This is a genomic window from Lichenifustis flavocetrariae (assembly GCF_026130545.1).
Lineage (GTDB): Bacteria > Pseudomonadota > Alphaproteobacteria > Rhizobiales > Beijerinckiaceae > Lichenihabitans > Lichenihabitans flavocetrariae.
The window spans coordinates 110,247-132,964 of record NZ_JAMOIM010000018.1; the positions used below are offsets into that span (position 1 = coordinate 110,247).

The 22,718-nt window shown below is 63.2% G+C and carries 23 protein-coding genes and 1 pseudogene; 12 read left to right on the plus strand and 12 right to left on the minus strand.

Annotated elements, in window-relative coordinates; all coding sequences use genetic code 11:
* Positions 1 to 3 precede the first annotated feature (3 nt).
* From kdpB to M8523_RS22860, 4 genes are all read right to left on the minus strand, one after another.
* On the minus strand, positions 4 to 2,043 hold the full coding sequence (gene kdpB / locus M8523_RS22845) for a potassium-transporting ATPase subunit KdpB (RefSeq protein ID WP_282587218.1): 2,040 nt from the start codon (positions 2,041 to 2,043) through the stop codon (positions 4 to 6).
* Between the two features lie 175 nt (positions 2,044 to 2,218).
* A complete protein-coding gene (gene kdpA, locus M8523_RS22850; protein ID WP_282587219.1) occupies positions 2,219 to 3,928 on the minus strand; it encodes a potassium-transporting ATPase subunit KdpA in 1,710 nt (569 codons plus the stop codon).
* A 36-nt stretch (positions 3,929 to 3,964) separates the two neighbouring features.
* A complete protein-coding gene (gene kdpF / locus M8523_RS22855) occupies positions 3,965 to 4,084 on the minus strand; it encodes a K(+)-transporting ATPase subunit F (RefSeq protein WP_345894280.1) in 120 nt (39 codons plus the stop codon).
* Positions 4,059 to 4,181, minus strand: coding sequence for a hypothetical protein (locus M8523_RS22860; protein WP_282587245.1), 123 nt, complete (start codon positions 4,179 to 4,181; stop codon positions 4,059 to 4,061). The genes kdpF and M8523_RS22860 overlap by 26 nt, the downstream gene beginning before the upstream one ends.
* Positions 4,182 to 4,416: 235 nt before the next feature.
* Here M8523_RS22860 and M8523_RS22865 point away from each other — a divergent pair, with 235 nt between their 5' ends.
* On the plus strand, positions 4,417 to 4,659 hold the full coding sequence (locus M8523_RS22865) for a hypothetical protein (RefSeq protein WP_345894281.1): 243 nt from the start codon (positions 4,417 to 4,419) through the stop codon (positions 4,657 to 4,659).
* Positions 4,660 to 4,666: 7 nt separating this feature from the next.
* Complete coding sequence (locus M8523_RS22870; protein ID WP_282587220.1) at positions 4,667 to 5,590, plus strand: hypothetical protein; 924 nt, start codon at positions 4,667 to 4,669, stop codon at positions 5,588 to 5,590.
* A gap of 52 nt (positions 5,591 to 5,642) precedes the next feature.
* Here the strand turns inward: M8523_RS22870 and M8523_RS22880 are convergent, their stop codons facing one another.
* Positions 5,643 to 6,914, minus strand: coding sequence for an HVA1 family protein (locus tag M8523_RS22880; protein ID WP_345894282.1), 1,272 nt, complete (start codon positions 6,912 to 6,914; stop codon positions 5,643 to 5,645).
* 111 nt (positions 6,915 to 7,025) lie between these two features.
* Here M8523_RS22880 and M8523_RS22885 point away from each other — a divergent pair, with 111 nt between their 5' ends.
* Positions 7,026 to 7,745, plus strand: a complete 720-nt coding sequence (locus M8523_RS22885; protein WP_282587221.1) for an SDR family oxidoreductase — start codon at positions 7,026 to 7,028, stop codon at positions 7,743 to 7,745.
* Positions 7,746 to 7,861: 116 nt separating this feature from the next.
* Here M8523_RS22885 and M8523_RS22890 read toward each other — a convergent pair whose 3' ends face one another.
* Positions 7,862 to 9,691, minus strand: coding sequence for an IlvD/Edd family dehydratase (locus M8523_RS22890; protein ID WP_282587222.1), 1,830 nt, complete (start codon positions 9,689 to 9,691; stop codon positions 7,862 to 7,864).
* A gap of 172 nt (positions 9,692 to 9,863) precedes the next feature.
* Between M8523_RS22890 and M8523_RS22895 the strand changes: the two genes are divergently transcribed.
* Both M8523_RS22895 and M8523_RS22900 read left to right on the plus strand, forming a co-directional pair.
* Complete coding sequence (locus M8523_RS22895) at positions 9,864 to 10,244, plus strand: hypothetical protein (RefSeq protein ID WP_282587223.1); 381 nt, start codon at positions 9,864 to 9,866, stop codon at positions 10,242 to 10,244.
* A 99-nt stretch (positions 10,245 to 10,343) separates the two neighbouring features.
* Positions 10,344 to 11,009 carry an HAD family hydrolase gene (locus M8523_RS22900; RefSeq protein WP_282587224.1) on the plus strand — a complete coding sequence of 222 codons (666 nt, stop codon included), beginning with the start codon at positions 10,344 to 10,346 and terminating at the stop codon, positions 11,007 to 11,009.
* 204 nt (positions 11,010 to 11,213) lie between these two features.
* Here the strand turns inward: M8523_RS22900 and obgE are convergent, their stop codons facing one another.
* The 5 genes from obgE to M8523_RS22925 all read right to left on the minus strand — a co-directional run bounded on the left by obgE (position 11,214) and on the right by M8523_RS22925 (position 15,442).
* Entirely contained in the window at positions 11,214 to 12,251 is a 1,038-nt protein-coding gene (gene obgE, locus M8523_RS22905) for a GTPase ObgE (RefSeq protein WP_282587225.1), read from the minus strand.
* Between the two features lie 161 nt (positions 12,252 to 12,412).
* Entirely contained in the window at positions 12,413 to 13,201 is a 789-nt protein-coding gene (locus M8523_RS22910) for an amino acid ABC transporter ATP-binding protein (RefSeq protein WP_282587226.1), read from the minus strand.
* A complete protein-coding gene (locus tag M8523_RS22915) occupies positions 13,198 to 13,866 on the minus strand; it encodes an amino acid ABC transporter permease (protein ID WP_282587227.1) in 669 nt (222 codons plus the stop codon). Before M8523_RS22915 ends, M8523_RS22910 begins: the two co-directional genes overlap by 4 nt.
* Positions 13,863 to 14,504 (minus strand): amino acid ABC transporter permease, encoded by a 642-nt coding sequence (locus M8523_RS22920; RefSeq protein WP_282587228.1) that lies wholly within the window; start codon positions 14,502 to 14,504, stop codon positions 13,863 to 13,865. Before M8523_RS22920 ends, M8523_RS22915 begins: the two co-directional genes overlap by 4 nt.
* Positions 14,505 to 14,608: 104 nt before the next feature.
* Complete coding sequence (locus M8523_RS22925) at positions 14,609 to 15,442, minus strand: transporter substrate-binding domain-containing protein (protein ID WP_282587229.1); 834 nt, start codon at positions 15,440 to 15,442, stop codon at positions 14,609 to 14,611.
* A gap of 612 nt (positions 15,443 to 16,054) precedes the next feature.
* Here M8523_RS22925 and M8523_RS22930 point away from each other — a divergent pair.
* From M8523_RS22930 to M8523_RS22950, 5 genes and pseudogenes are all read left to right on the plus strand, one after another.
* On the plus strand, positions 16,055 to 16,312 hold the full coding sequence (locus M8523_RS22930; RefSeq protein ID WP_282587230.1) for a hypothetical protein: 258 nt from the start codon (positions 16,055 to 16,057) through the stop codon (positions 16,310 to 16,312).
* Positions 16,313 to 16,365: 53 nt separating this feature from the next.
* Entirely contained in the window at positions 16,366 to 16,923 is a 558-nt protein-coding gene (locus M8523_RS22935) for an ATP-binding protein (protein ID WP_282587244.1), read from the plus strand.
* Positions 16,902 to 17,159, plus strand: a complete 258-nt coding sequence (locus tag M8523_RS22940; RefSeq protein WP_282587231.1) for a hypothetical protein — start codon at positions 16,902 to 16,904, stop codon at positions 17,157 to 17,159. The genes M8523_RS22935 and M8523_RS22940 overlap by 22 nt, the downstream gene beginning before the upstream one ends.
* 42 nt (positions 17,160 to 17,201) lie before the next feature.
* Positions 17,202 to 17,855: a YehQ C-terminal OB-fold domain-containing protein gene (locus M8523_RS22945; RefSeq protein WP_282587232.1), complete on the plus strand. Its 654-nt coding sequence runs from the start codon at positions 17,202 to 17,204 to the stop codon at positions 17,853 to 17,855.
* Between the two features lie 304 nt (positions 17,856 to 18,159).
* Positions 18,160 to 18,288 (plus strand): annotated as a pseudogene (locus M8523_RS22950) (IS630 family transposase); the annotation flags it as partial.
* 1,020 nt (positions 18,289 to 19,308) lie between these two features.
* On the opposite strand, the gene M8523_RS22955 reads toward M8523_RS22950, so the two are convergent.
* Positions 19,309 to 19,506, minus strand: coding sequence for a hypothetical protein (locus M8523_RS22955; RefSeq protein ID WP_282587233.1), 198 nt, complete (start codon positions 19,504 to 19,506; stop codon positions 19,309 to 19,311).
* Between the two features lie 413 nt (positions 19,507 to 19,919).
* On the opposite strand from M8523_RS22955, the gene M8523_RS22960 reads away from it, so the two are divergent.
* Entirely contained in the window at positions 19,920 to 22,304 is a 2,385-nt protein-coding gene (locus tag M8523_RS22960) for an ATP-binding protein (protein ID WP_282587234.1), read from the plus strand.
* 96 nt (positions 22,305 to 22,400) lie between these two features.
* A complete protein-coding gene (locus tag M8523_RS22965; protein WP_282587235.1) occupies positions 22,401 to 22,607 on the plus strand; it encodes a DUF6894 family protein in 207 nt (68 codons plus the stop codon).
* Positions 22,608 to 22,718 lie beyond the last annotated feature (111 nt).

The window sequence follows — 22,718 nt, forward strand, 5'->3', positions numbered from 1 at the left end:
GGCTCACGCGAGATGGAGGTGGGAAACGGCAAGATCGATGATCTTGATGCCGATGAACGGGACGGCGATGCCGCCGAGCCCGTAGAGCAGCAGGTTACGACGCAGCAGGGCCGCCGCACCGACGGGCCGATACGGGACACCGCGCAAAGCCAGCGGGATCAGCGCGATGATGATCAGCGCGTTGAAGATCACGGCCGACAGGATGGCCGAACGCGGCGAGTGCAGCCCCATCACGTTGAGGGCGCCGAGTTCGGGATAGGTGGCCAAAAACAGCGCCGGGATGATGGCGAAATATTTCGCGACGTCATTGGCGATCGAGAAGGTCGTCAGCGAGCCGCGCGTCATGAGGAGCTGCTTGCCAATGCCGACGATCTCGATGAGCTTGGTGGGATCGCTGTCGAGATCGACCATGTTGCCGGCCTCACGCGCCGCCTGCGTGCCAGTCTGCATCGCGACACCGACGTCGGCCTGGGCCAGCGCGGGCGCGTCGTTGGTGCCGTCGCCGCACATGGCGATCAGCCGCCCGCCCTGCTGTTCCTTGCGGATATAGGCGAGCTTGTCTTCGGGCTTGGCCTGAGCCAGGAAGTCGTCGACGCCGGCCTCCGACGCGATGGCGGCGGCCGTGATCGGGTTGTCACCCGTCACCATCACGGTCTTGATGCCCATGGCCCGCAGGGCCGCGAAACGCTCCTTGATGTCGGGCTTCACCGTGTCCTTAAGGTGGACGACGCCGAGAAGCTGCTTGTTTTCGGCGACCGCGAGTGGCGTACCGCCGGTGCGGGCGATGCGCTCGACCGCCTGCCGAAAATCGGCCGGGCCGCCACCTGCTGTCAGACCGACGCTTTCGAGTACAGAATCAACCGCGCCTTTGCGTAGGCTTCGGCCATCGAGATCGACGCCGGACATCCGGGTCTGTGCTGTAAACGGCACCACGACGGCATTCACTTGGACAAGGTCGATCTCCTGGAGACCGTAGCGGCTCTTGGCGAGAGCCACGATCGAGCGCCCCTCCGGCGTCTCATCGGCGAGGCTCGACAGAAGCACGGCTTCCGCGAGGGTCTTTTCAGGCACGCCGCCCACGGGCACGAATTCGCTCGGCATGCGGTTGCCGAAGGTGATCGTGCCGGTCTTGTCGAGCAGCAACGTATCGACGTCGCCGGCTGCCTCCACGGCGCGGCCCGACGTCGCCACGACGTTGAAGCGGATCAGCCGGTCCATGCCGGCGATGCCGATGGCCGACAACAGGCCGCCGATCGTGGTCGGGATCAGGCAGACGAGCAGCGCCACCAGCACGGTCACCGAGAGCGTAGCGCCCGAGTAGAGCGCGATCGGCCACAGCGACACGCAGACAATCAGGAAGATGATTGTAAGTCCCGAGAGCAGGATCGACAGAGCCAGCTCGTTCGGTGTCTTCTGCCGCTCGGCGCCTTCCACAAGCGCGATCATGCGGTCCAGGAAGGTCGATCCGGCCGCGGCCGAGATCCGCACCTTGATCCAATCGGACAGGACCATCGTGCCGCCAGTCACGGCCGAGCGGTCGCCGCCCGACTCGCGGATCACCGGAGCGGACTCCCCCGTAATGGCCGATTCGTTGACCGAGGCGATGCCTTCCAGCACCTCGCCGTCCGACGGGATAAGCTGGCCGGCTTCCACCAACACCACGTCACCGACCTTGAGATCGAGTGCGTTCACGTCCTCGACGCGCTTGCCGTCGACGATCCGCTTGGCGCGCGTGTCGGAGCGGGTCTTACGCATGGCGTCGGCCTGGGCGCGGCCGCGACCTTCAGCGACGGCCTCGGCGAAATTGGCGAACAGCACGGTGAACCAGAGCCAGGCTGCGATCTGGCCCGAGAACAGGGCTTGGCCGTTCTGCGCCACCAGATCGCGCAGGAACAGGAGCGTGACGCCGAGCGACACGACCTCGGTGACAAAGATCACCGGGTTTTTGGCGAGCGTCTTGGGATTGAGCTTACGGAAGGCCTCGATAATCGCCCGGCGCGTGATGGCCGGATCGAAGAGGCTGGTGGCGGAACGGGGAGCCATGGGAGGCGGGTCCTTGGAGATGGAGGAGTTCCTTCTCCCGCGAGAGCGGGAGAGGGTGGCCCCGCACAAGCGGGGTCAGATGAGGGGCGGCTCGGCGTTGGAGGGCGTTGGCCCTCATCCGCCCTACCGGGCACCTTCTCCCGCTCGTGCGGGAGAAGGGAACAATTCGGCTTGCTTAGTAGGCCTTGCCGGACAGCATCGCGAAGTGTTCGACGACGGGGCCGAGCGCCAGGGCCGGGAAATACTGCAGCAGATACAGGATCACGATCACGCCGAGCAGCAAGCCGATGAAGAGCGGCCCGTCTGTCGGGAAGGTGCCGACCGAGGCTGGGGCCTTCTTCTTGGCCGCGAGCGAACCTGCCAGTGCCAGAACCGGAACGATATAGGCGAAGCGGCCGAGGAACATGGCGAGGCCAAGGGTCGTGTTGTACCAGAGCGTATTGCCGGTGAGACCGCCGAAAGCCGAGCCATTGTTGGCCGTTGTCGAGGCAAAGGCGTAGAGGATCTCACTGAGGCCGTGCGGTCCGGCGTTGTTGAGGCTATCGAGGCCCGTCTTCAGCAGAACCGACACGGCCGTGAAGCCGAGTACCAACGGCGGATAGATGAGGATCGCCAGCATGGCGAGTTTCATTTCACGGCTCTCGATCTTCTTGCCGAGGTATTCCGGCGTGCGACCGACCATCAACCCCGCCACGAAGACCGTGATGACCGCCACCACGAGGATGCCGTAGAGGCCCGAACCGTCGCCACCGGGCGTGATGCAGCCGAGGAGCATGTTGAACATCGGCACCAAGCCGCCGAGCGGCGTCAGGCTGTCGTGCATGGCCACGACCGCGCCGGTGCTGGTGCCTGTCGTCGCAACGGAGAACAGAGCCGTCAGCGCCTGGCCGAACCGCAGTTCCTTGCCTTCGAGATTGCCCGCCACGCCGTCGACGCCGAGAGCGGTCAGCAACGGGTTGCCGTAGGTTTCGGCCGCGTAGACGACGCCCACCCCGACCACGAGGACGATGCCCATCGTGACCAGCAATGAACGGCCTTCCTTCCAATTTCCGGCCATGCGGCCGAAGGCGATCACGGAAGCCACCGGGATGAGCAGAAGCGTCCAGATCTGCAACATCGTGGTCCAGGCGCTCGGGCTTTCGAACGGGTGAGCCGAGTTGGCGTTGAAGAAGCCGCCGCCGTTGGTGCCGAGTTCCTTGATGGCCTCCTGGCTGGCCACGGGGCCGATGGAGATCACCTGCTTGGCGCCCTCCAGCGTCGTGGCTTCCACGGAGGCGAGGAGCGTCTGCGGAATGCCGGAGGCCACCATGACGAGCGCGATGACGATCGAGAGCGGCAGCAGGAGATACAAGACCGCCCGGGTCATATCGACCCAGAAATTGCCGATCGTCTTGGCTTCCGAGCGCGTAAAGGCGCGCACCAAGGCGACCGCCATCGCGATACCGGTCGCGGCAGACACGAAGTTATGCACCGTCAGTCCAGCCATCTGCACGAGATGGCTCATGGTGGTTTCACCACCATAGTTCTGCCAGTTCGTGTTCGTGATGAAGCTCACCGACGTGTTGAACGCGAGGTCGGGCGGCACTCCATCGAAGCCTTGCGGGTTCAACGGCAGATAGGCCTGCAGGCGCTGCAGCGCATAGAGGCTGAACAAGCCGGCCCCACTGAAGGCCAGCATGGCCAGCGTATAGCTCCGCCAGCCCTGCTCCTTACTGGGTTCGACGCCCGCGAGCGCATAGAAGCCCCGTTCGACGGGTGCCAGCACCGGGGTCAAAAAAGTCCGCTGGCCCGTCATCACACGTGCGATGAAGGCGCCGAACGGCACGGCGGCCGCCACGACGGCGGCCAAAATAACAAGAACGAGCAGCCAGCCCACGACGGTCATGGCATCACCTTCACGGCCCTTTCGGGGTCCGCGCCTTCAAAAACGTTCGGGATGGATGAGGGTATAAAGCAGGTAGAAGCCGAGTGCGGCCGCCACCAAAAGGCCTGCGATGGGTTCCAGCATAACGGCCTCACATCCGCTCGCAGGCGGCCGCATAGGCAGCCGTGATCCCAAAGAGCGCCAGGCCTAGGACGATAAAAGCGACGTCGAGCACGATGAACCTCCAGAGTTCCGGGTCGACGTCATAAGGCACGGATCGGCATAAACGATCGAGACGCCGTAATCAGCGTTTGCATAAACAAGGCATAAACAAGCCGTCGATCGGCGTTGGTGTGTATAAAATTTGTGACTGCTTCCAGGCAGCGACGTCGTCCGCTGCGAACACGATCGTGAATACGTCGGCCCCGCCGTTTATGATCTATTTATTCGGTGATATTGGCTCGCATATATAAATCTTACATCTCACTCGTTACATCGAGGCTTCCACGATGATGGAAGCAAAGATGCAACCCGTAGCGTACACGTCCGCCGAAGCCACTCAGGCAAAGGTCGAAAGTCACTTCATTATTGGGCAAGACCCAAGCGGGCATTGGCTGGCGATCGAAACCCACCGCCTCGGTGGCGGCCTGTTCAAGAGCCGGGCCGATGCCGTGCATTTTGTTGAGTTCGAAACCGGCCGCCGTCCTGGAGCCGTCGAATTTTCGCCGACGCCCGTGCGGCTCAGCTTCTGATGATCCCATGCACACGATCGAACTGTTCCGCCACAAACTCATCCATCGCCTGAACCGCTGCGCCGCCGACCGCCGGCAGGCCTGCGCCGAGGTGCCGACAGGCGAGGATCTGAAGATCATCGCGCTGTTCGACCGCCTGGCCCGCGAGTCGGATCACTTCGATCCGGATCTCTCCGCCGAGGTGGAACAGGCGCTAGCGGACCCAGTGAGGGCGAGAGGACTCCGGCAGGCACTGGAGGATCTGCCAGCCTCCATCGGGTTTTCGGTCTGGCACAGGGATGGCGCGAGTCTGGTCCGGTGGATGCTGGTGCAGGCGTCACCGCCCGACCCCATTCCTTTGGCATCACGGCGTTCGCGGATCGCCGCCGGGGGTACCGGGACGGCGTCCGAGAGGCGAAGATTACCGGTCGCGGGCCGGACAAGTGAGAACGCGCGGCCGGATCTATTCCGATCCGTCGCACGCGAGTTCACGGGTGGGATAAGCGTCGTCGGGCCGCTGGTCGCAGTCTGGGAAATTGCCAGCGGGGCTCGCCAATGGCGCGATCATGCTTTCGCGGCCTCCCATCCTGGCGCCGCGGCGACAATCGTTGCGGTGAAGGCGGAAGCGGGCACGCGCAGCTTCATGCCGACCGTGGCCGGAACCATCTCGTTTCGGCCATCGGCCGGCAGCGATCGCTGCAACGTGCCGGTCCGTCTGGACACGCATTCAGGCTCCTTCGAGGTTGGTCAATCCATCGCCATCGTTCCTAGATCCGGAGATTGCGAGGCTCCTCTCATTGCGACACAGATCGGCGATCCTTCTGCAAGCTTTATTTGCGCCATCCTGTTCCTGATCGCAGGCCTGGCTGCACTGAAGGCTTGGTTATGGCTTTGGAAGAGCGCAACCCCTCTCCAAGCTCTGTGGGGAACAGTTCGCTCCATCGCGTTGTGATCTCGCGGGCGCAAATGGGAACACCCATGAGTTCGGGCAAAGCCATTTCTCATCAAGCCTTCTTCAATTCCTCCGGCTTGTGAATAGCCTCCTTGCCGGACTTGTCCGATTTGACCCGATATTGCGGGTCCTCCTTGCTGGCCTTGGCGGTATGACCGCCGGCCTTGGCCGTCCCGGTCTCCTTCTTGACGACCTTTCCATGGGTTTCGCCTTGAGGCGTGTCCCATTTCACCTCGTCGCCCGCCTTGAAGCTCTTCTTCTCGCTCATCCGATCCTCCGAATGACTGGAGAACGAAGTGACGTTAAAGGGGTTCCCGTTCTGTAGCCAATGGGCCTGGAGCGATGACGATGGATCGAATTGCGATCGATCCACCGCCGAACCGACGTCAGGGCTCTCCCTAACGTGTCTAGTCGGATTGGATGGGATCTCGGCGAGAACGAAATCTATGAAAGCTCGAACTTTTGCGGGGCACAGGTGACGCGTCGGATAATAGACGTGCAACGGAAAATATTCTCCGTTCCAGTCTGGGAACAACTCGACCAAGTGCCCATCCCGCACCACATCCCTGAGCCCGAATTCCATCGGCTGCGCGATGCCGAGACCCGCGATGCAGGCCGAGACCGCCGTCGCGCCATCATTCAGGATGAGCCGGCCGTCCACCTTGACGGAGAGCACTTCGCCGGAGCGGTGAAACTCCCAGTCGAAGGGGCGGCCGGTGGACGGGTCGCGGAACAGAAGGCAGGTGTGCTTTGGCGTGCCGAGTTCGCGCGGATGGAGCGGGCGACCGTGGCGCTCGAGATAGCCCGGAGAAGCACAGGTCAGGATTCGAGTTTCCAGGAGCTTGCGGGTCACCAGGCTCGACGGTTCCGGCTCTCCGAAGCGAATGGCCGCGTCGAAGCCCTCCGAAACAAGATCGCCCAGTGTGTCCCGCACGACGAGATCCAGCGTCAGCGCCGGATGCGCGTCGAGGAAGGTCTGCAGGCGTGGGGCGAGCAACAGACTCGCGAACCATGGATCGCAATTCAAGCGAAGCCTGCCTTGGATGGCGGCGGCATTGCCCGCGGCATTGCTGCAAGCTTCCGAAATACCGGCGAGCAAGGGCGACACATCGGCGAAGAAGCGGTGCCCGGCCTCCGTCAAAGTTGTGGCGCGGGCGTTGCGGTCGAAGAGCCGGATGCCGAGGCGTCCCTCCAGCCGGGCCACCGCGCGGCTGACACCGGATGCCGTGAGACCCAGTGTTTCGGCCGCTCGGACGAAGCTGCCGGTTTCGGCCACGGCAACGAAAGTGCCGATGCCGCTCAACAACCGCGCATCGAAATTCATGAGTGACTTCCTGTCAGCCTTGGGCTGACAAGGATGCGCTTTCCTCATCCCCTGTCCAGCGCGACCTTGATCGGCGACGCGGCCATGATCGCGGGAGCAAGGAGTAGGACGATGGACCTCAAGGGAAAACGTGTTGTGGTGCTGGGGGGCACCTCGGGGATCGGCTACGCGGTAGCGGAAGCCGCAGGCCGGGCGGGAGCGACGCCGGTCGTCGTGTCGAGCCGGCAGGCCAATGTCGAGGCCGCTATCGCGCGGCTGCCGCAGGGTGCCGAGGGTCAGGCCCTCGATCTGCGCGACGAGGCCGCCGTGGCGGCTTTCTTCGCCAAGGCCGAGGCGTTCGACCACCTCGTGTTCACGGCCGGCGAGACACTGCAGCTCGGCCCGTTGCAGGAGACGTCTCTCGACACCGCGCGGGCCTTCTTCGAACTGCGCTATTGGGGGGCCGTGACGGCCGTGAAACACGGTGCGGCGCGCATCCGGGGCGGCGGGTCGATCGTGTTGACCTCCGGCATCGCCGGGCGTCGGCCCCAGGCGGGTTGGACGCTCGGCGCCAGCATCTGTTCGGCGATGGAAGGGCTCACCCGTGCGCTCGCGGTGGAACTCGCGCCACTCCGGGTCAACCTCGTGTCGCCCGGCTTCGTGCGCACGCCGCTCTGGCGCGATATGCCGGAGGCACAGCGAGAGGCGATGTACCAGGCCGCCGGCGAGAAACTGCCAGTCGGCCGCGTCGGCGAGGCCACGGATCTTGCCGAGGCCTACCTGTTCCTGATGCGGCAGGGCTTCGCCACGGGTCAGACCTTCGTGGTCGACGGCGGAGGTGTCCTGGTCTGATTTCGACGACCGATCGTTGAAGGTCGGTTGCGCACTATACCCTTCGCCCCGTTAGTGGGGCGAAGGGTGACCGTGGCGCGACGCTCACAGCGAGCAAGCGCCATTGCGGGTCGATCTCAGTGATTGTCGCGCGGGACACCCATCGATTGCGCGACGCGCTGGTATTTGACGGCCGGCTTCAGAACCATGCCCTCGTCGAATTGGTCGACCATCGAGCGCTGGATTTCCTGCCAGGGGGTCTGATTACCGGCATATTTGAAGCCGCCGTGCGCGTGCAACACAGTCCGCCGCTCGTTCAGCTCGGCTTCCGAGATCATGATGTTGGCCGATCGCTTGTGCAGGTCGATCCGCACCCGGTCGCCGGTCTTTAGCAACGCCAAGCCGCCGCCGGCTGCCGCTTCGGGCGAAGCGTTGAGGATCGAAGGTGAGGCCGACGTGCCGGACTGGCGACCGTCACCAATGCATGGCAATGCGTGCACACCCTTCTTGATGAGAGCCGTCGGCGGTTGCATGTTCACGACCTCGGCGCCGCCCGGATAGCCGATGGGACCCGTGCCACGGATGAACAGCATGCAGTGCTCGTCGATTTCGAGCGACGGGTCGTCGATCCGGTGGTGGTAATCCTCCGGTCCCTCGAACACGATGGCGCGCCCCTCGAAAGCACCCGGATCGGTGGGGTTCGACAGGTAGCGCTTGGCGAATTCTTCCGAGATGACGCTCGTCTTCATCACGGCGTTGTCGAACAGGTTGCCCTTGAGGATGATGAAGCCGGCGTCCGTGCGCAGCGGCGTCTCGATGGGCGTGATCACATCGGGATCGCCGATCTTGCGGCCCTTGTTGTTTTGACCGATCGGCTTGCCGTTCACGGTCATCGCATTCTCGCGGATGTGACCCTTTTCCATCAGCTGCGCGATGACGGCCGGCACGCCGCCAGCACGATGGAATTCCTCGCCGAGATATTTGCCGGCGGGCTGCATGTTCACGAGCAGCGGGATCTTGTGGCCGATCGTTTCCCATTCCTCGATCTGCAACGGCACACCCGCGTGACGCGCGATGGCGTTGATGTGGATAGTGGCATTGGTTGAGCCACCAATCGCGGAATTGACGACGATCGAATTCTCGATCGCCTCGCGGGTGATGATGTCGGACGGCTTCAGATCCTCCCAGACCATGTCGACGATCCGGCGACCGGTCTCGTAGGCGATCTGCCCCCGTTCCCGGTACGGCGCCGGAATCGCGGCGCAGCCCGGCAGCGTCATGCCGAGCGCTTCGGCCAGCGCATTCATGGTCGAGGCGGTGCCCATCGTGTTGCAATGGCCAACTGACGGCGCCGAGGAGGTCACGATCTCCATGAATTCTTCATAGTCGATGTTGCCAGCCGCGAGGTCCTCACGGCTTTTCCACACGACGGTGCCGGAGCCCGTGCGCTCGTTGTTGTGCCAGCCATTCAGCATGGGGCCGCCACAGAGCACGATGGAGGGGATGTTCACGGTCGCGGCCGCCATGATGCAGGCCGGGGTGGTCTTGTCGCAACCGGTGGTCAGAACCACGCCGTCGAGCGGATAGCCATAGAGCGTTTCGACGAGACCAAGATAAGCGAGGTTACGGTCGAGCGCGGCGGTCGGCCGCTTGCCGGTTTCCTGGATCGGGTGGACCGGAAATTCCATCGGCACGCCGCCCATGGCGAGAATACCGTCGCGCACGCGCTTCGCGAGTTCCAGGTGGTGGCGATTGCAGGGTGACAAGTCGTTACCGGTCTGGGCGATGCCGATGATCGGCTTGCCGGAACGCAATTCACCCGGGGTCAGACCAAAGTTCAGGTAGCGCTCGATGTAGAGCGCCGTCATGCCAGGGTTTTCGGGATTGTCGAACCACAATTGCGACCGAAGTTTGCGCTTGCCGGGTGTCGGAGCAGGCGGGCTCGCAGGGTCCATTTCGTGTGACATTGATCATCCTCCCGTGCATTCCGGCACGGACCTTCTTTAGAATCGCTGGCATGTTTGCGCCAGCCTGGATGGGAAATCAATTCACTTGGATAGGACTCACGTGCATCGTTCACGCCGCATTCAACGCGGTCCTTGCAAGAAGGCGCATGTCGACCAACAACGGAGCTCGACCATGCTAAACATTCGCACATTCACCGCCATCGCCCTGCTTTGCGCCTCGACTTCGGCCTTCGCGCAGGCGACCGCGCCTGCCGCTCCGGCCCCTGCCCCGGCACCCGCCGCCGCTGCGCCGGCGACGCCTCCCGCAGCGTCAGACATGACCAAAGACGGCAAGCCGCGCATGAAGGTCGTCAGGGCGCAGTGTCGCGAAGAGGTCAAGGGCGAAAACTTGAAGGGCGACGCACGTCGTGAGGCCATGGGCGCCTGCATCGTCAAGCAGCGGCCCGACAAGGAGGCGCAGGTGAAGTGTTCGATGGACCCAAGCCTGAAAGGCATGGCCAAAAGTGCCCGTCACGACGTCATCAAGGCCTGCGTGGCCAAGGCCAAGGGCTGAAGACACCGCTTGGAGGCAGGCACGAGTTCCGCAAACGATGGAACTGGGGTCGCGGCTGGCTGTTTCGCTTAAGCTGTTAAGTCAGGAGTCGCGATCCCCATGCTCGATGCAGTCATCTTCGATGTCGACGGCACACTCGTCGACTCCGTCGACTACCACGCAGAAGCCTGGAGCCGCGCCTTCGCGCATTTTGGATACGAGATCGATGCCGCCGCGATCCGGACGCAGATTGGCAAGGGCGGCGACCAGCTGCTGCCGGTCTTTCTCCCGACAACCGCAGTCGAGCGAGACGGCAAAGCGATCGAAGCCTACCGGAAGGAACTCTTCGGCCGGGACTACCTCGACAAGGTCAGAGGGTTCCCTCAGGTCCGCGCCCTGTTCGATCGGCTCAAGGGTGATGGTAAGCTGATCGCCCTCGCGTCCTCGGCCAAGGGCGAAGAACTGGATGCCTACAAGCAGGCGGCCGGCATCGCGGATTTCGACCTCGTGCAGAGCTCGTCCGACGACGTCGAAAAATCGAAACCGCATCCCGACATCTTTCAGGCGGCCCTCGATCGGCTGAAGCTTCCCGCGAAAACCTGCGTGGTCGTCGGCGACACTCCCTATGACGCCGAGGCGGCCCTGAAGGCCGGCCTCCGCACCACGGGCGTCCTCTGCGGCGGCTTTCCGGAGTTCGAAATCCGGGCGGGCGGTGCAAGCCAGATCTTCGAAGACCCCGCCGACATTCTCGACCACTACAAGCGCTGGATGGAAGACCTCGGCTGATCGTCGACGATCATCTGTCCGAAGACACATCACTTTTCGCAGTCTTTCTACTCAACTGCCTTCATGCTCAGGAGGCCGCGATGCGGCTGTATCGAGCACGCGCAGAAGCGATTTCCCTCTCAGCCCCCTGCCCGCGATGGCGGCCCGGGATGAACACCGTTAGAGGACGCGAATTCCTGCGAGCGATAGGACATCGCTCGGCCGTCAGGGCGCCCAAGACTCAGGTGGTGCCTCGGCCGCGACCCGCTCGGCCCGCAAATCCTGAACCTCGGCCAACACCGCTCCGAGGGCCTCCCGCATGCCCTCGCCGCTGACGGCCGAGAGTTTCAAGGGCGTCCTCTTGGCGGCCCGTTTCAGGCGCGCCATCTGGGTCTTCAGCGTGTCGGGATCGACAGCATCGATCTTCGACAGAGCGACGATCTCCGGCTTGTCTTTGAGATCCGCTCCATAGGCTTCGAGCTCGCGCCGCACTGTCTTGTAGGCCTGCCCCGCATGCTCCCCCGTCGCCTCGACGAGGTGAAGCAGCACCGAGCAGCGCTCGACATGGCCGAGAAAGCGATCCCCCAAGCCGAGGCCTTCATGCGCGCCTTCGATCAAACCAGGAATATCGGCCAGCACGAATTCGCGATCGTCCACCCGCACCACACCAAGCCCGGGCTTCAGGGTCGTGAACGGATAATCGGCGATCTTCGGCTTTGCGGCCGAGACAGCGGCGAGAAACGTCGATTTGCCCGCGTTGGGCAGGCCGACCAGTCCCGCATCGGCGATCAGCTTCAGCCGCAGCCAGACGGTCCGCTCGATCCCGACCTGGCCAGGGTTGGCATGGCGGGGCGCCTGGTTGGTCGACGTCTTGAAATAGGCGTTGCCGAAGCCGCCGTTTCCGCCTTTGGCAAGGCGGATCTTCTCGCCGACTTTCGTCAGGTCTGCGATCAAGGTCTCGCCATCCTCGTCGAGCACCTGCGTGCCCTCCGGCACGCGCAAGATCACGTCGGCCCCTTTGGCGCCGTGACGGTTCTTGCCCATCCCGTGCATGCCGGTCTTGCCCTTGAAATGCTGCTGGAAGCGATAGTCGATCAGCGTGTTGAGCCCCCCCACGCATTCGACGATCACATCGCCGCCCTTGCCGCCATCGCCGCCGTCGGGCCCCCCGAATTCGATGAACTTCTCACGTCGGAACGAGACGGCCCCGGCGCCGCCGTCGCCGGACCGGATATAGATTTTTGCTTCGTCGAGAAACTTCATGGCACTGATCGCAAGGGCTCGCCTGACGATGTGATGCGGCCGTCGGCAAAAGGAAAGGTCGGCTGCTTTCGCAGGCCGCCCCGGATTTGTCCACCCTTCGCGGCCGAACAAGGCGCGCGTTCCACCCAGCCGGCCAACGATCGACGTCGGTTGGAGCGATCTCACAGCAGCATGGCGGCGCCGCGATCGAGGTAAGTGTCGAGGAACTGGTCGAGCCGGGCATGCCGGGGTTTGCGGAACACCTCCTGGGGCGTGCCGCGCAAGAGCAACTGGCCATGGTCCAGAAACGCGATCTGATGCCCGACCGAGGCTGCGAATCCGATCTCGTGCGACACGACCACCATGGTCATGCCATCCGCGGCAAGCGCCCGCATCACGTTGAGAACCTCGCCGGTCAGTTCGGGGTCGAGCGACGACGTCGGCTCGTCGAACAGCATGATCTTGGGTTCGAGCGCGAGCGCGCGGGCGATGGCCACGCGCTGCTGCTGACCGCCCGACAATTGCGAGGGATAGAGGTTGGCCCGATTCTGGAGCCCGACCTTTCGCAACTGGGCCATAGCGCGGTCGTCGGCCTCGCTTCGGCCGAGCCGCCGAACGGTCTTCAAGGCTTCGCTGACGTTTCCGAGCGCGGTCATGTGCGGCCAAAGATTGAAGTGCTGGAACACCATGCCGATCTGCGAGCGCACGGCGCGGATGCGGCCGGACGGCAGCCGCGTCCGCCGGCCATCGGGCGTCACCGCAAAGCCCAAGGGCTCGCCGCCGATCAGAATGGCGCCCTCCGTGGCCTCTTCAAGAAACGCGAGACACCGCAGCAACGTGCTCTTGCCAGAGCCGGACGGGCCGATCAGGCACGTCACGCGCCCGGCCGGAACTTCGAGATCGATGCCGCGCAGAACCTCGGCCTGTCCGAAGCGCTTGACCAGGCCTGTCACGCTCACGGCTGCGATCATCGGGCGACGAGCCCCGTCCGGGCCAGCCGAAGTTCCGCGAAGCGCCCCAGATGGCCGCAGATTTCGACCATCACCCAATAGAACAGTGCCAGCAGAAACAATGCCTCGACGAAGGCGTAGGATTCGGAGCCGATGGCGCTCGTGACCATCGTCAGTTCCGGGACCGTGATGATGGACAGGACGGCGGTTTCCTTCAGCAGCAGGATCGTCATGTTCACCAAGGCCGGCATGACCAGAACGGCCATTTCGGGAAGGATGATCCGCCGAATGGTCTGCCATCCACTGAAGCCGACGCAGGCGGCGGCCTCGACATGGCCGGCCGGCACGCCATCGAAACCCGCGCGCAGGATCTCGCTATAATAGGCCGCCGCATAGCATGTGAGGCCCAAGACCCCGGCCGGGATCGGATCGAGCGAGAGGCCGATGAAGGGGCCGCCGAAATAGAGCAGGAAGAGCTGCACCAGGAAAGGCGTGCCGCGCAACAACTCTACTATGACGCCCAGCAGCACAGCCAATGGGGCCGGCCCATAGCGTCGGCCGAGCGCCACCAGGAAGCCGAGAGCAAGGCCGCAGAAGGCTCCGGCCGCCCAGATCATCAGCGTGGTGCCGGCCGCTTCGATCACCTCCGGCAGGTGTTGCGCGATGAACCCCAGGTCGAAGGTCATGCCCGCCCCCAGCGCAACCGGCGCTCCAACAGGCGGCCAAGCCCGGCCATGAGCCAGTTGATCGCAAGGTAGAGCCCACCGGCGGCCGCATAGAGATCGAGCGGCTTGTAGGTGCTCGATGCGAGGTCCTGCGCCATCCGGGTCAGTTCCACGACACCGACGACGGAGACGAGCGAGGAGGATTTCAGGATCATGATGGCTTCGCTCACCAGGGCCGGCAAGGTCAGTTTGAAGGCGATCGGCACGCGAATGCGCCAGAAGAGCTGGAACGGTCGGAAGCCCGCCATATCGGCGGCCTCCACCACGCCGCGGGGGACACTGAGAAAACCGCCCCGCAGATTTTCCGCCTGATAGGCGGCGGTGCAGAGGGACAAACCCGCGACCGCCGCGACGACGCTCGGCACATTGAGGCCGAGCAGCGGCAAGAGATTGTAGATCAACAGGAGTTGCACCAGCAGCGGGACACCGCGGAAGAAGCTGACGAAAACCCGCGACGGCATCGACAGGAGGAGGTTCGGCGACAACATGCCGGCCGATACCACCATGCCAAGCGTCAGCCCGATGACGATCGCGATCGCGCTGATCGCAACGGTCAGACCCGAGGCCTTCACGAGGAGCAAGAATAACGTCCAGGACACGTCGACTCAGGCCCTCGCCAAGCCGTACCGGCGAAGCACCTCCTCCTGAGTGTCACGATCGACACACATGATCAGGTCAGGCTCTGCTGCCCGGACATCATGTCTCAGAGGTTGGGCTCTGGCACCGCGTCCGGCGTGTCGAACGAGGCGCCGAACCACTTCTTTTGCAAGGCCGCGAGCCGACCGTCGGCCTTGATCTTGAGGATCGCGGCCTGCGCGGCATCGGTCAGGCTGGCGTGTTCCGCGTCTTTCGGCGCGATATAGCCGAAGTAGGACTTCGGCCCGAACGCCGGCTGCACAACCTCGAACGTGTCGGACCGCTGCTTCGCCACAAAGGCGATATTGGTCAGCGAATTGGCGACAGCCACGATGCGGCCGGCCGCGAGATCCGCATAGGCTTCGTTGTTGCCGACATATTCGCGGATCGTAACCTTGCCGGGCAGAGTCGCGACGTAGGCCTGCAGTTGGGCGAGCTGCGACGAAGCCTTGCCGGCCCCGACCGTCTTGCCCGCGATATCGGCGGGTTTTTCTACCGATTTATCGTCCTTGCGCTTCAGCAATGCATCGGTGGCGTCGCCGATCGGCGGCAGGAAGCGATAGCGCGCCATGCGGGCCTTCGTGATCGTCGCCGGTCCGGCCACCATGTCGAACTTGCCTGCTTCGAGACCCGGCAGCACACCTTCCCAGGGCAGCGCCACCCAGGTGATCTTGACCCCCATTTCCTTGCCAATCTCGTCGAACAGATCGACGTTGAGACCAACATGGGCGCCGGCATCAATAAAATCGAAGGGTGCAAAAGCTGTCTCGGTCCCGACTTTCAGCTCGCCGCTGGACTTTACACGCGCAAGGGCGTCCTCAGCACTTGCCGTCGCGACGGGCCCGAACAGCAAAGCCGCGCCCAGTGCCGCCGTGAATGCGAATTGACGCAGAAAGCTCATTCCGACTTCTCCCAGACCCGACGAGCAACGATTATTTTGCCTAGACATATTCCACGGCAAAGCGCCGCGTCTTGTCAATCGAGCAAGCGACAGAAATCACAGCACGAACTGTAAGTGAGTTTGCGAGAACGACCAAAAAACGATCACTTGCCTAAGATGACTCCAAGACGGTCGAGCGCATTGCGAGGGGACAGGCGGATCCCGCAGTCCCGAAGCTATCGTCGACGGCACAAACAGAGATCGTGATCGCTACCGTTTTGCCCGCCTTCCTGCGGGTCCCATGGCTCGGCGCTCCACCTCCCCGCACGCCCCCGTCGAACGCTCAAGCACTCGTGGCTTGGCCTGGTGGCAGCCGAGGGGCATGTGCTCGGACTCAGAAGAACGAGGCGGCACTCGTTCCAAATCGCTGCTCTCCCAGGCGGCGGCGAGAGCCTCACGACTGGTCCGGAATCCGGACGCGCTGGCGGCAGCGGATGGGAGAAGAGAAGCTCAACGCTCTCTTGCAGGGCGGCCTCGCCATGGCGAACCGCAAGGCTTTCCGACGAAGGCGTGGCTGGTGCGTGCGAGGTCGACTACGTTTACCCCGGTGCAAGGGCGGGCGACGAGAGGGACGTGATGGCAAAGGCTGGGTTGACGGCGAAAGGATTGGAGGCTGCGCGGCAGCGCCCACCGGCCGAGGTCGTCTATGCCGATGAGCTGGCGCGGCTGCGGGCCGACGACACGGCACCGCGTCCGCCCGGCTGGCACCTGTCGCTGCAAGCCGTGAAGCGCTTCATTTGCGGTGACGGTGGCGCCGAAGCCAAGGTAGTCTGCGCGCCGGCCCTGGTCGAACGCGCGATGGTCACACTCGCCACCTCGCGCGCGCGCTGATCGGCGAGCCCGGGACGGCGAAGAGCCTGCTGTCCGAACTGCTGGCCGCCGCGATCAGCGGAAGCTCCACCCTGACGATCCAGGGCGGCGCGTCGCTTACCGAGGATCAGATCCGCTACGGTTGGAACTACGCGCTTCTCGTGGCTGAGGGGCCGAGCGAACGCGCGCTGGTGCCCGGTGCGCTCTACCGCGGGATGACGGCGGGGAGCATCGTCCGCTTCGAGGAGATAGCCCGCTGTCCGCTCGAAGTGCAGGACTCACTGCTCTCCGTCCTGTCCGATCGCGTCCTTGCCGTGCCCGAACTGCCCGGCGAGGCCGGCATGGTCTATGCCCGAGAGGGGTTCAACCTCATCGCCACCGCGAATACACGCGACCGCGGCGTCAACGAGATGTCGGCGGCGTTGAAGCGCCGCTTTGGCTTCGAGACGGTTTTTCCGATTGCGGATCCTGGCGCCGAGCTGGTGCGCCGCGAGGCGACAGCGCTGCTCGCCCGCTCCGGCGTGCCACGCTCACCCGATCCCGGCGTGCTCGATGTGCTTGTCACCTGCTTCAGGAGTTGCGCGAGGGCGTTGACGGCGAAGGAACAGGCATGGAGCGCTTGTCCTCGTTGATGAGTACGGCGGAGGCGGTCAGCGTGGCGCATGCGACCGGCGTCAAAGCGCATTTTCTGCGCGGCGACAACGGGAGACCCGAGGACATCGTCGCCTGTCTCGCCGGCACCGCTGCCAAGGACGACGCCGATGATTTGGCGCGCCTGCGCCGCTACCTCGATCAGCGGGTCTCCCGGCGTGGGGGCGAAGCTTGGCGCGAGCTCTACGCGGCGCGTCACCTGCTCACGCCGCAATGACGCCGACGGTCGTCGGGGTTCGCCGCTGCGGATATCGCCACGGTGGGGCGTCGCATCGCCGAACGGCCGATGGCGGTGCTGCGCCCGCGCGACCGGCTCGGCGCCATGTGTGTCTTCGAGGTCGACACCGTGCTCGGTCAAGCGTGGTCGCCGGGCAGCCAAGTCTGGCAAGCGGGGGTGGCGCTCTCCCGCGAGGGCGGTATTCTGCATCTCGCCCGTACCTACGATCGCGCGGCACCGGCGGCGTTGGACATGCTGGCCGCGGCGCTCGATGGGCGCTTCGGCGCGGTCAGGCAGATCGCCGGGCCGGTGCGGATCGAGGCGGGCGTGCTCGTCTGCGATCCATGGTCCATTTCGGCCGACCGTCTCTTGGTGCCCGACCTCGCGGAGCCGGACGGACCAGGACCTCGCGTCCCTCTGGCATCTCTCGCACCCGAGCAATCGCCCCTTGAGCAGGCGCAGGCGCTTCTCGCCGGCGCGCTCCATTCGGGCCGACGCGCCTTTGAGCCCGCGACGGCCGGCACCGGGCAGCGGATCAAGGTCCTGCTCGAGACGACGGGCCATGTCGCGACCGCCGCGCGCCTCTCCGCCTGGCTCGACGCGCGCGACAACCGCATCGGCAGCTTCGGCGCCGCAATGGTCTGGATCGCCGCCATGGCCGAGGATCCAGGGCTTAAGACCTTCGAGCCGACCTGAACGTGGACACGAGAGCAATTCACTCAGCTCCCGCAACGGGTCCCTCGGAAGTGGCCGGCTTTGTCTGAGAGGGTTTGAGCTTTTAAAAGTAGAAACTCTGTTGGTCCGGTTCGTGATTTGCCGCTGTGAGCATCACGCAGGAAGGGCGAAGCCCCACCGAAGTGATGTCTCATAGCGTCGGCGATAAATTCACGCGACCGCCGGAAGCCTTGGCAGATGGTCGAGGTAGGCGCTCTCGGGCATTCTAGTGTTCTGACCGGGTCGGACGATTCCCAAACTGCAGCCGAGGTGGCATGCTGGGGTCATGCGACGCGGTGTTGAGGTCTCAGTATCGCCCGAGGATCGGGCGCGGCTGAGCGGGTTGGTGGCGGACCGGAACACGCCACAAAAGCATGCAGCCCGAGCGCACATCGTTCGTCTGACCGGCGACGGCGCGTCGCTTTCCGGCGAAAATGGAAGCAAAATAGCGATCGATCACGGTGTTGCCTCCGCAACATCAACAACGAACCCCGCATATTCGCGCCAAAGCGTATTCAACTCGCCTGAGTGCCGGATCGGCGCTTTAGTAAGCGAGATGCGCTCGGAGCGGTCTGCTCTGCGGCTGTTGCTTCTCCGCTGCTCGTTTACCACGCCTTCCGGTAGGTTATGCCATCGTAGGCGTACTCATTGCTCACATGCTCGGTTGCGGTCTCCCGGCCGACGATGAGGTTGTAAAATCCATGAGCGGCCGCCCCGCTCACCTTGACCGAATATCCGCCGAACTCAGCACGACGGTTGCTTTGCTCTCGCCGAAGGCAACGACCCAGATCTGCCCCAGCGCGGCGCCCCAATCGCAGGCAAAGATCGTCGACGTCTGAAGGGCGACCGTTATGCGCCAGCTGCATTCGAATTCTTGAGGCCACCAGGAACGGGCTCCGACCTGTCGGAGTGGAAAAACGCGTAGCCGACGCGTTGCACGGTTTCGGCAATTTCGGCAGAAGGCTCAATGGGGCCGAGCAGCTTCCAATCTCTCGGGCCCAAGTCGGCAGGAAGAGAGCTTCCTTGTTTCGTCACCAGCCTGACGGAGGGGTCTGCCTTGTCTACCCATTGTTCGAACATGACGTGCTCCCTGTTGGCTGCCAACGAGGAAAGAGGATGGAGTTCACGCCGCCACCGGTTCGACGAGCGTCGGATCGTCATCTCCCTGACCCGTCCGGTTTACTCGGTCGGACACGATCCACTCCCGCAAGGCGCTCTCGGCGGCCGGCCTCAGGACACGGCGCCGGTCCGTCGCGCCCTCAAAGCGAGCCCGCGCCCCATCAATGAAGATGCGGGCCGGTCAAGGGCGGCACGACAACGGCGGTCGCCTACTGGCGGCCACCAACACAATCAACGAACTCCTTTAGAGAAGCTTGTCGGAGCCACTCAAAACCGATTTGTCTGTCCTAAAGGTTATGTCAGCCGGAGCCGCACCCTAGTGTGTCGAGGCCAGAGCCTTGTGCATCAGGACAAACTTTGTGGCCTCGGCGACTTTGGTGTGCCACTGCGGAACCTGATGATGATCAATGGACCTCGCGCCTCCTTGATAATCGGAATTGTCGATCATCTGGTTGGGGTCTAGGTCCTCGGCCTGGCATATTGCACGAGCGACGGCTTCGATCTGCGGATCCATGGTGCACCTCTTTCTATGCACACAATCATCGGACGACCGCTTCGGATCGGCAGGCCGTCAGATAAATGCTTTGCTCAGCCCGTCGGGCCTCTCGGCCGGGTGCAAAGGTGTCAAACACGCCAAGGGCCACCATGTCCGTGGTGGGGTGGGGAGCTGGCCTTGGCTCCAATGCGGAAAGCGGACCCGAGACCGTTGACGCCGATCCCACAAACGCCAAGCCCGACCAACATTCGCACTGATCGCGCCCGGCAAGATCAGCGCCCCCGGTCCGCTCGTCTTCCGCCTTTGAGTGTCTCACTTCGTCCGGGTTGAAGGACGTATTTAAGCATTCTATGCGACATTGAGCCGCGCGCTCGTGCGAGCTACAGCGGTTGTCTCAGATTTTATCATCTCTTTCCCCTTTGTCGTCACCCTTGTCCGCCGAACTTTCGTGGAAAACGACGAGTGTTGAAGTCGGCAGAAGAGCCACGAGCAAGCAACGCAGCCTGGCCTATGGGTTCACGGTTGGGCTGGTGGTATCGGGGATGGCCTGCACGCCCTTCGCAACCCTGAAGCTTCTCCCGATCCCTGGCTACATGGCAGCTTTCGGGACCGCAATGGTGGTGATCAACCTCCTGCTCGCAGTCTTATTGTTCAGCAAGGGATCGATCGAGAGAAGAGGCGACGCGACCCGTTTGGGGGCCGCATATCTTTTCGTCGCAGTCATTTTTGTTCCGCTCGTCGCATCCTTCCCGGGCGCCCTCGTGCAGGGAACCCTCATAGGAACGTCGATCTCGGCGGTTTGGCTTTGGTCGTTCTGGCATGCCGGCTTTGCGTTATACGTCATGCGCTATGCATGGGTGGCCGGGCAAACGGCCCGGCGCGGCGACTCCATGGCGATGACCATCGCCATTGTTGTGGCCGTTTGCTTAGCGTTGAGCCTCGCCACCACGGTGCTCCTCCCGTATTTGCCGTCCACCATGGCAGACGGGCATACCTTGTTCTCCGGGATCAGCAAAATGATCCCCATCGCCATATTGACCCTCATTTTCTTGGCTTTGGTTCTGGTCTGCAGGCTTGGGGGGCGTACCGTTGAACAACTATGGCTCGCCGTAGCGATGGTTGCGGCCTTTTTCGACGTTTGGCTTACCTATCAAGGAGCGGAGCGCTACTCGCTCGGTTGGTACCTGTCGAAACTAGAAAGTCTGTTCACCTCGTTGGTGATCCTTGTCACGCTCTTGCACGAGGTCACTCTCCTGCACGCCCGCGCAGCCACCGCAAACACATTGCTTAAGGAAACCGCCCGGCATCTTGAACACGCGAAGGAAGCGGCGGAGAACGCCGCCCGCCAGAAATCCGAGTTCGTCGCGAACATGAGCCATGAGCTGCGCACACCTCTGACGGGAATTCTCGGCATTCACGATTTACTTCAGGGCGATCCGAGCCTGGGGCCGCAGCAACGGCGCTATGTGGGCATCGCGCGCGATGCAGGCCGCTCGCTGCTGGATATCGTGAACGACGTGCTCGATTTCTCCAAGATCGAAGCAGGTCAACTCACGATCGACCAAGTGCCGTTCGACCTTGTGACACTTATCGACGGATGCCGACACCTCAGCATGGAGAGCGCGGCAGAGAAGTCGCTCCGGATCGAAGCCTGCGTGATCGGCCCCCCGGTGACTCTCATCGGGGATCCTGGGCGGCTCCGGCAGGTGCTCCTCAACCTAATGACCAACGCAGTGAAGTTCACACACACGGGAAGTGTGGTCCTGGAAGCGCGCTACAGCCGCGACCGCGCGCGCTTGCGCGTCGAAGTAACCGACACTGGGATTGGCATTTCTGGCAACAATCTGCCTCTCCTGTTTGGGCGGTTTAGCCAAGCCGATCCTTCCATCACCCGACGCTATGGCGGAACAGGTCTCGGCCTCGCGATCTGCAAGCGCCTGACCGAGCTCATGAGTGGCGAAATCGGCGTGCGTTCTGAACTCGGTCGCGGCTCCACGTTCTGGCTCGAAGTCCCGGCGCGCGAGGTGCCGGCGCTGGCAAGTCCATCCCGCACCTCGGCACCCGCCAACGGCGCATCCAGACAGCGGGTGCTTCTAGCCGAGGACAACCTCGTCAATCAGGAGATCATTGCCGCCATGCTTGAACAGCGCGGCCATGAGGTCATTCGTGTCGACAACGGCGCAGCGGCAGCCGCGGCCGCCCGGGGCAGGCTCCGCTTCGACGTGATCCTGATGGATCTCCAGATGCCGGTCTTGGACGGTTTGTCGGCAACCCGCGCCATCCGAGCCTCGGAGCTCGCCGAACAGTGGAGCTCGACCCCAATTATCGGGCTGACCGCAAACGCCATGCCGGAGGATGTCAAGCGATGCCTTCAGGCGGGCATGGACGCGCATGTAGCCAAGCCGATCGACTGGCCTGTCCTCTTCGCCACGATGGAACGGGTGACAACATCCGCCGGCGGTGTGTCGGAGGCTGACCTACCAGCGGTCGCAGCGGCCGATGTTTTGGACTCATCGAAGCTTGAGCAATTGGCCTCCGTCATCGGCGCCGACCGCGTGTCCAAGATGCTGGGCGCCTTCGTCGTCGAGGTTGAACGGCAGTTGTTTGATCTCGAACAGATCAACGAGAAGGAGCTTGCTACGCGCGTTCACGCCCTCGTGTCATTTTCTGGCCAATTGGGATTTTGCGAGCTGTCGCTGCTGTGCATGAGAATTCAGGAGGAAACGCGGACCAAAACTGGGCATCGAAGCCGATTGGAGCTCCGTCTAGCCGCCGATCGCGCTGTGACGAAGGCACAAACGTTCGGTATTAGGTAGCAAAAACACCTAGGCCAATCGGACCTATTTGCAGCCAAGCTTGGCACAGTTTTGCAGCGCGCGGCGTCTACTCTCAAATCTGACAAGAGCCTTGCCATGCCGCGCTACTTTTTCAACGTCAAGAAGGACAACCGCCCTCCAGATACCGTTGGTGTCGAACTAGCCAGTGCGGTCGAGGCTCGACTTGAAGCCGTGCGCACGATGGGTGAGGATCTGAAGGACAATCCCAGCGCCTTCTGGGATGACGAGGAATGGCAGATCTCTGTGTCCGACGAGCGAGGGCTTGTCCTTTTCACGCTTTAGTGTCTGTCCGATGACATGTTGAGTCGACTGAGTTATTTATGATTCAAGGGAGTCCTGGGAACGGGGTTGCCGATGTGGACGCAAGAGAATCGCGGTTGTTACGACCGGAGC

Bases quoted from the DNA above. Each gene is read 5' to 3' on its own strand.
- M8523_RS22900 (WP_282587224.1), top strand. From the start codon at position 10,344: ATGCTCGATGCAGTCATCTTCGATGTCGACGGCACACTCGTCGACTCC.
- M8523_RS22965 (WP_282587235.1), top strand. From the start codon at position 22,401: ATGCCGCGCTACTTTTTCAACGTCAAGAAGGACAACCGCCCTCCAGAT.
- M8523_RS22890 (WP_282587222.1), bottom strand. From the start codon at position 9,691: ATGTCACACGAAATGGACCCTGCGAGCCCGCCTGCTCCGACACCCGGC.
- kdpF (WP_345894280.1), bottom strand. From the start codon at position 4,084: ATGCGGCCGCCTGCGAGCGGATGTGAGGCCGTTATGCTGGAACCCATC.
- M8523_RS22940 (WP_282587231.1), top strand. From the start codon at position 16,902: ATGGAGCGCTTGTCCTCGTTGATGAGTACGGCGGAGGCGGTCAGCGTG.
- M8523_RS22880 (WP_345894282.1), bottom strand. From the start codon at position 6,914: ATGAATTTCGATGCGCGGTTGTTGAGCGGCATCGGCACTTTCGTTGCC.
- kdpA (WP_282587219.1), bottom strand. From the start codon at position 3,928: ATGACCGTCGTGGGCTGGCTGCTCGTTCTTGTTATTTTGGCCGCCGTC.
- M8523_RS22870 (WP_282587220.1), top strand. From the start codon at position 4,667: ATGCACACGATCGAACTGTTCCGCCACAAACTCATCCATCGCCTGAAC.
- obgE (WP_282587225.1), bottom strand. From the start codon at position 12,251: ATGAAGTTTCTCGACGAAGCAAAAATCTATATCCGGTCCGGCGACGGC.
- M8523_RS22915 (WP_282587227.1), bottom strand. From the start codon at position 13,866: ATGACCTTCGACCTGGGGTTCATCGCGCAACACCTGCCGGAGGTGATC.
- M8523_RS22895 (WP_282587223.1), top strand. From the start codon at position 9,864: ATGCTAAACATTCGCACATTCACCGCCATCGCCCTGCTTTGCGCCTCG.
- M8523_RS22865 (WP_345894281.1), top strand. From the start codon at position 4,417: ATGATGGAAGCAAAGATGCAACCCGTAGCGTACACGTCCGCCGAAGCC.
- kdpB (WP_282587218.1), bottom strand. From the start codon at position 2,043: ATGGCTCCCCGTTCCGCCACCAGCCTCTTCGATCCGGCCATCACGCGC.
- M8523_RS22925 (WP_282587229.1), bottom strand. From the start codon at position 15,442: ATGAGCTTTCTGCGTCAATTCGCATTCACGGCGGCACTGGGCGCGGCT.
- M8523_RS22885 (WP_282587221.1), top strand. From the start codon at position 7,026: ATGGACCTCAAGGGAAAACGTGTTGTGGTGCTGGGGGGCACCTCGGGG.
- M8523_RS22955 (WP_282587233.1), bottom strand. From the start codon at position 19,506: ATGGATCCGCAGATCGAAGCCGTCGCTCGTGCAATATGCCAGGCCGAG.
- M8523_RS22910 (WP_282587226.1), bottom strand. From the start codon at position 13,201: ATGATCGCAGCCGTGAGCGTGACAGGCCTGGTCAAGCGCTTCGGACAG.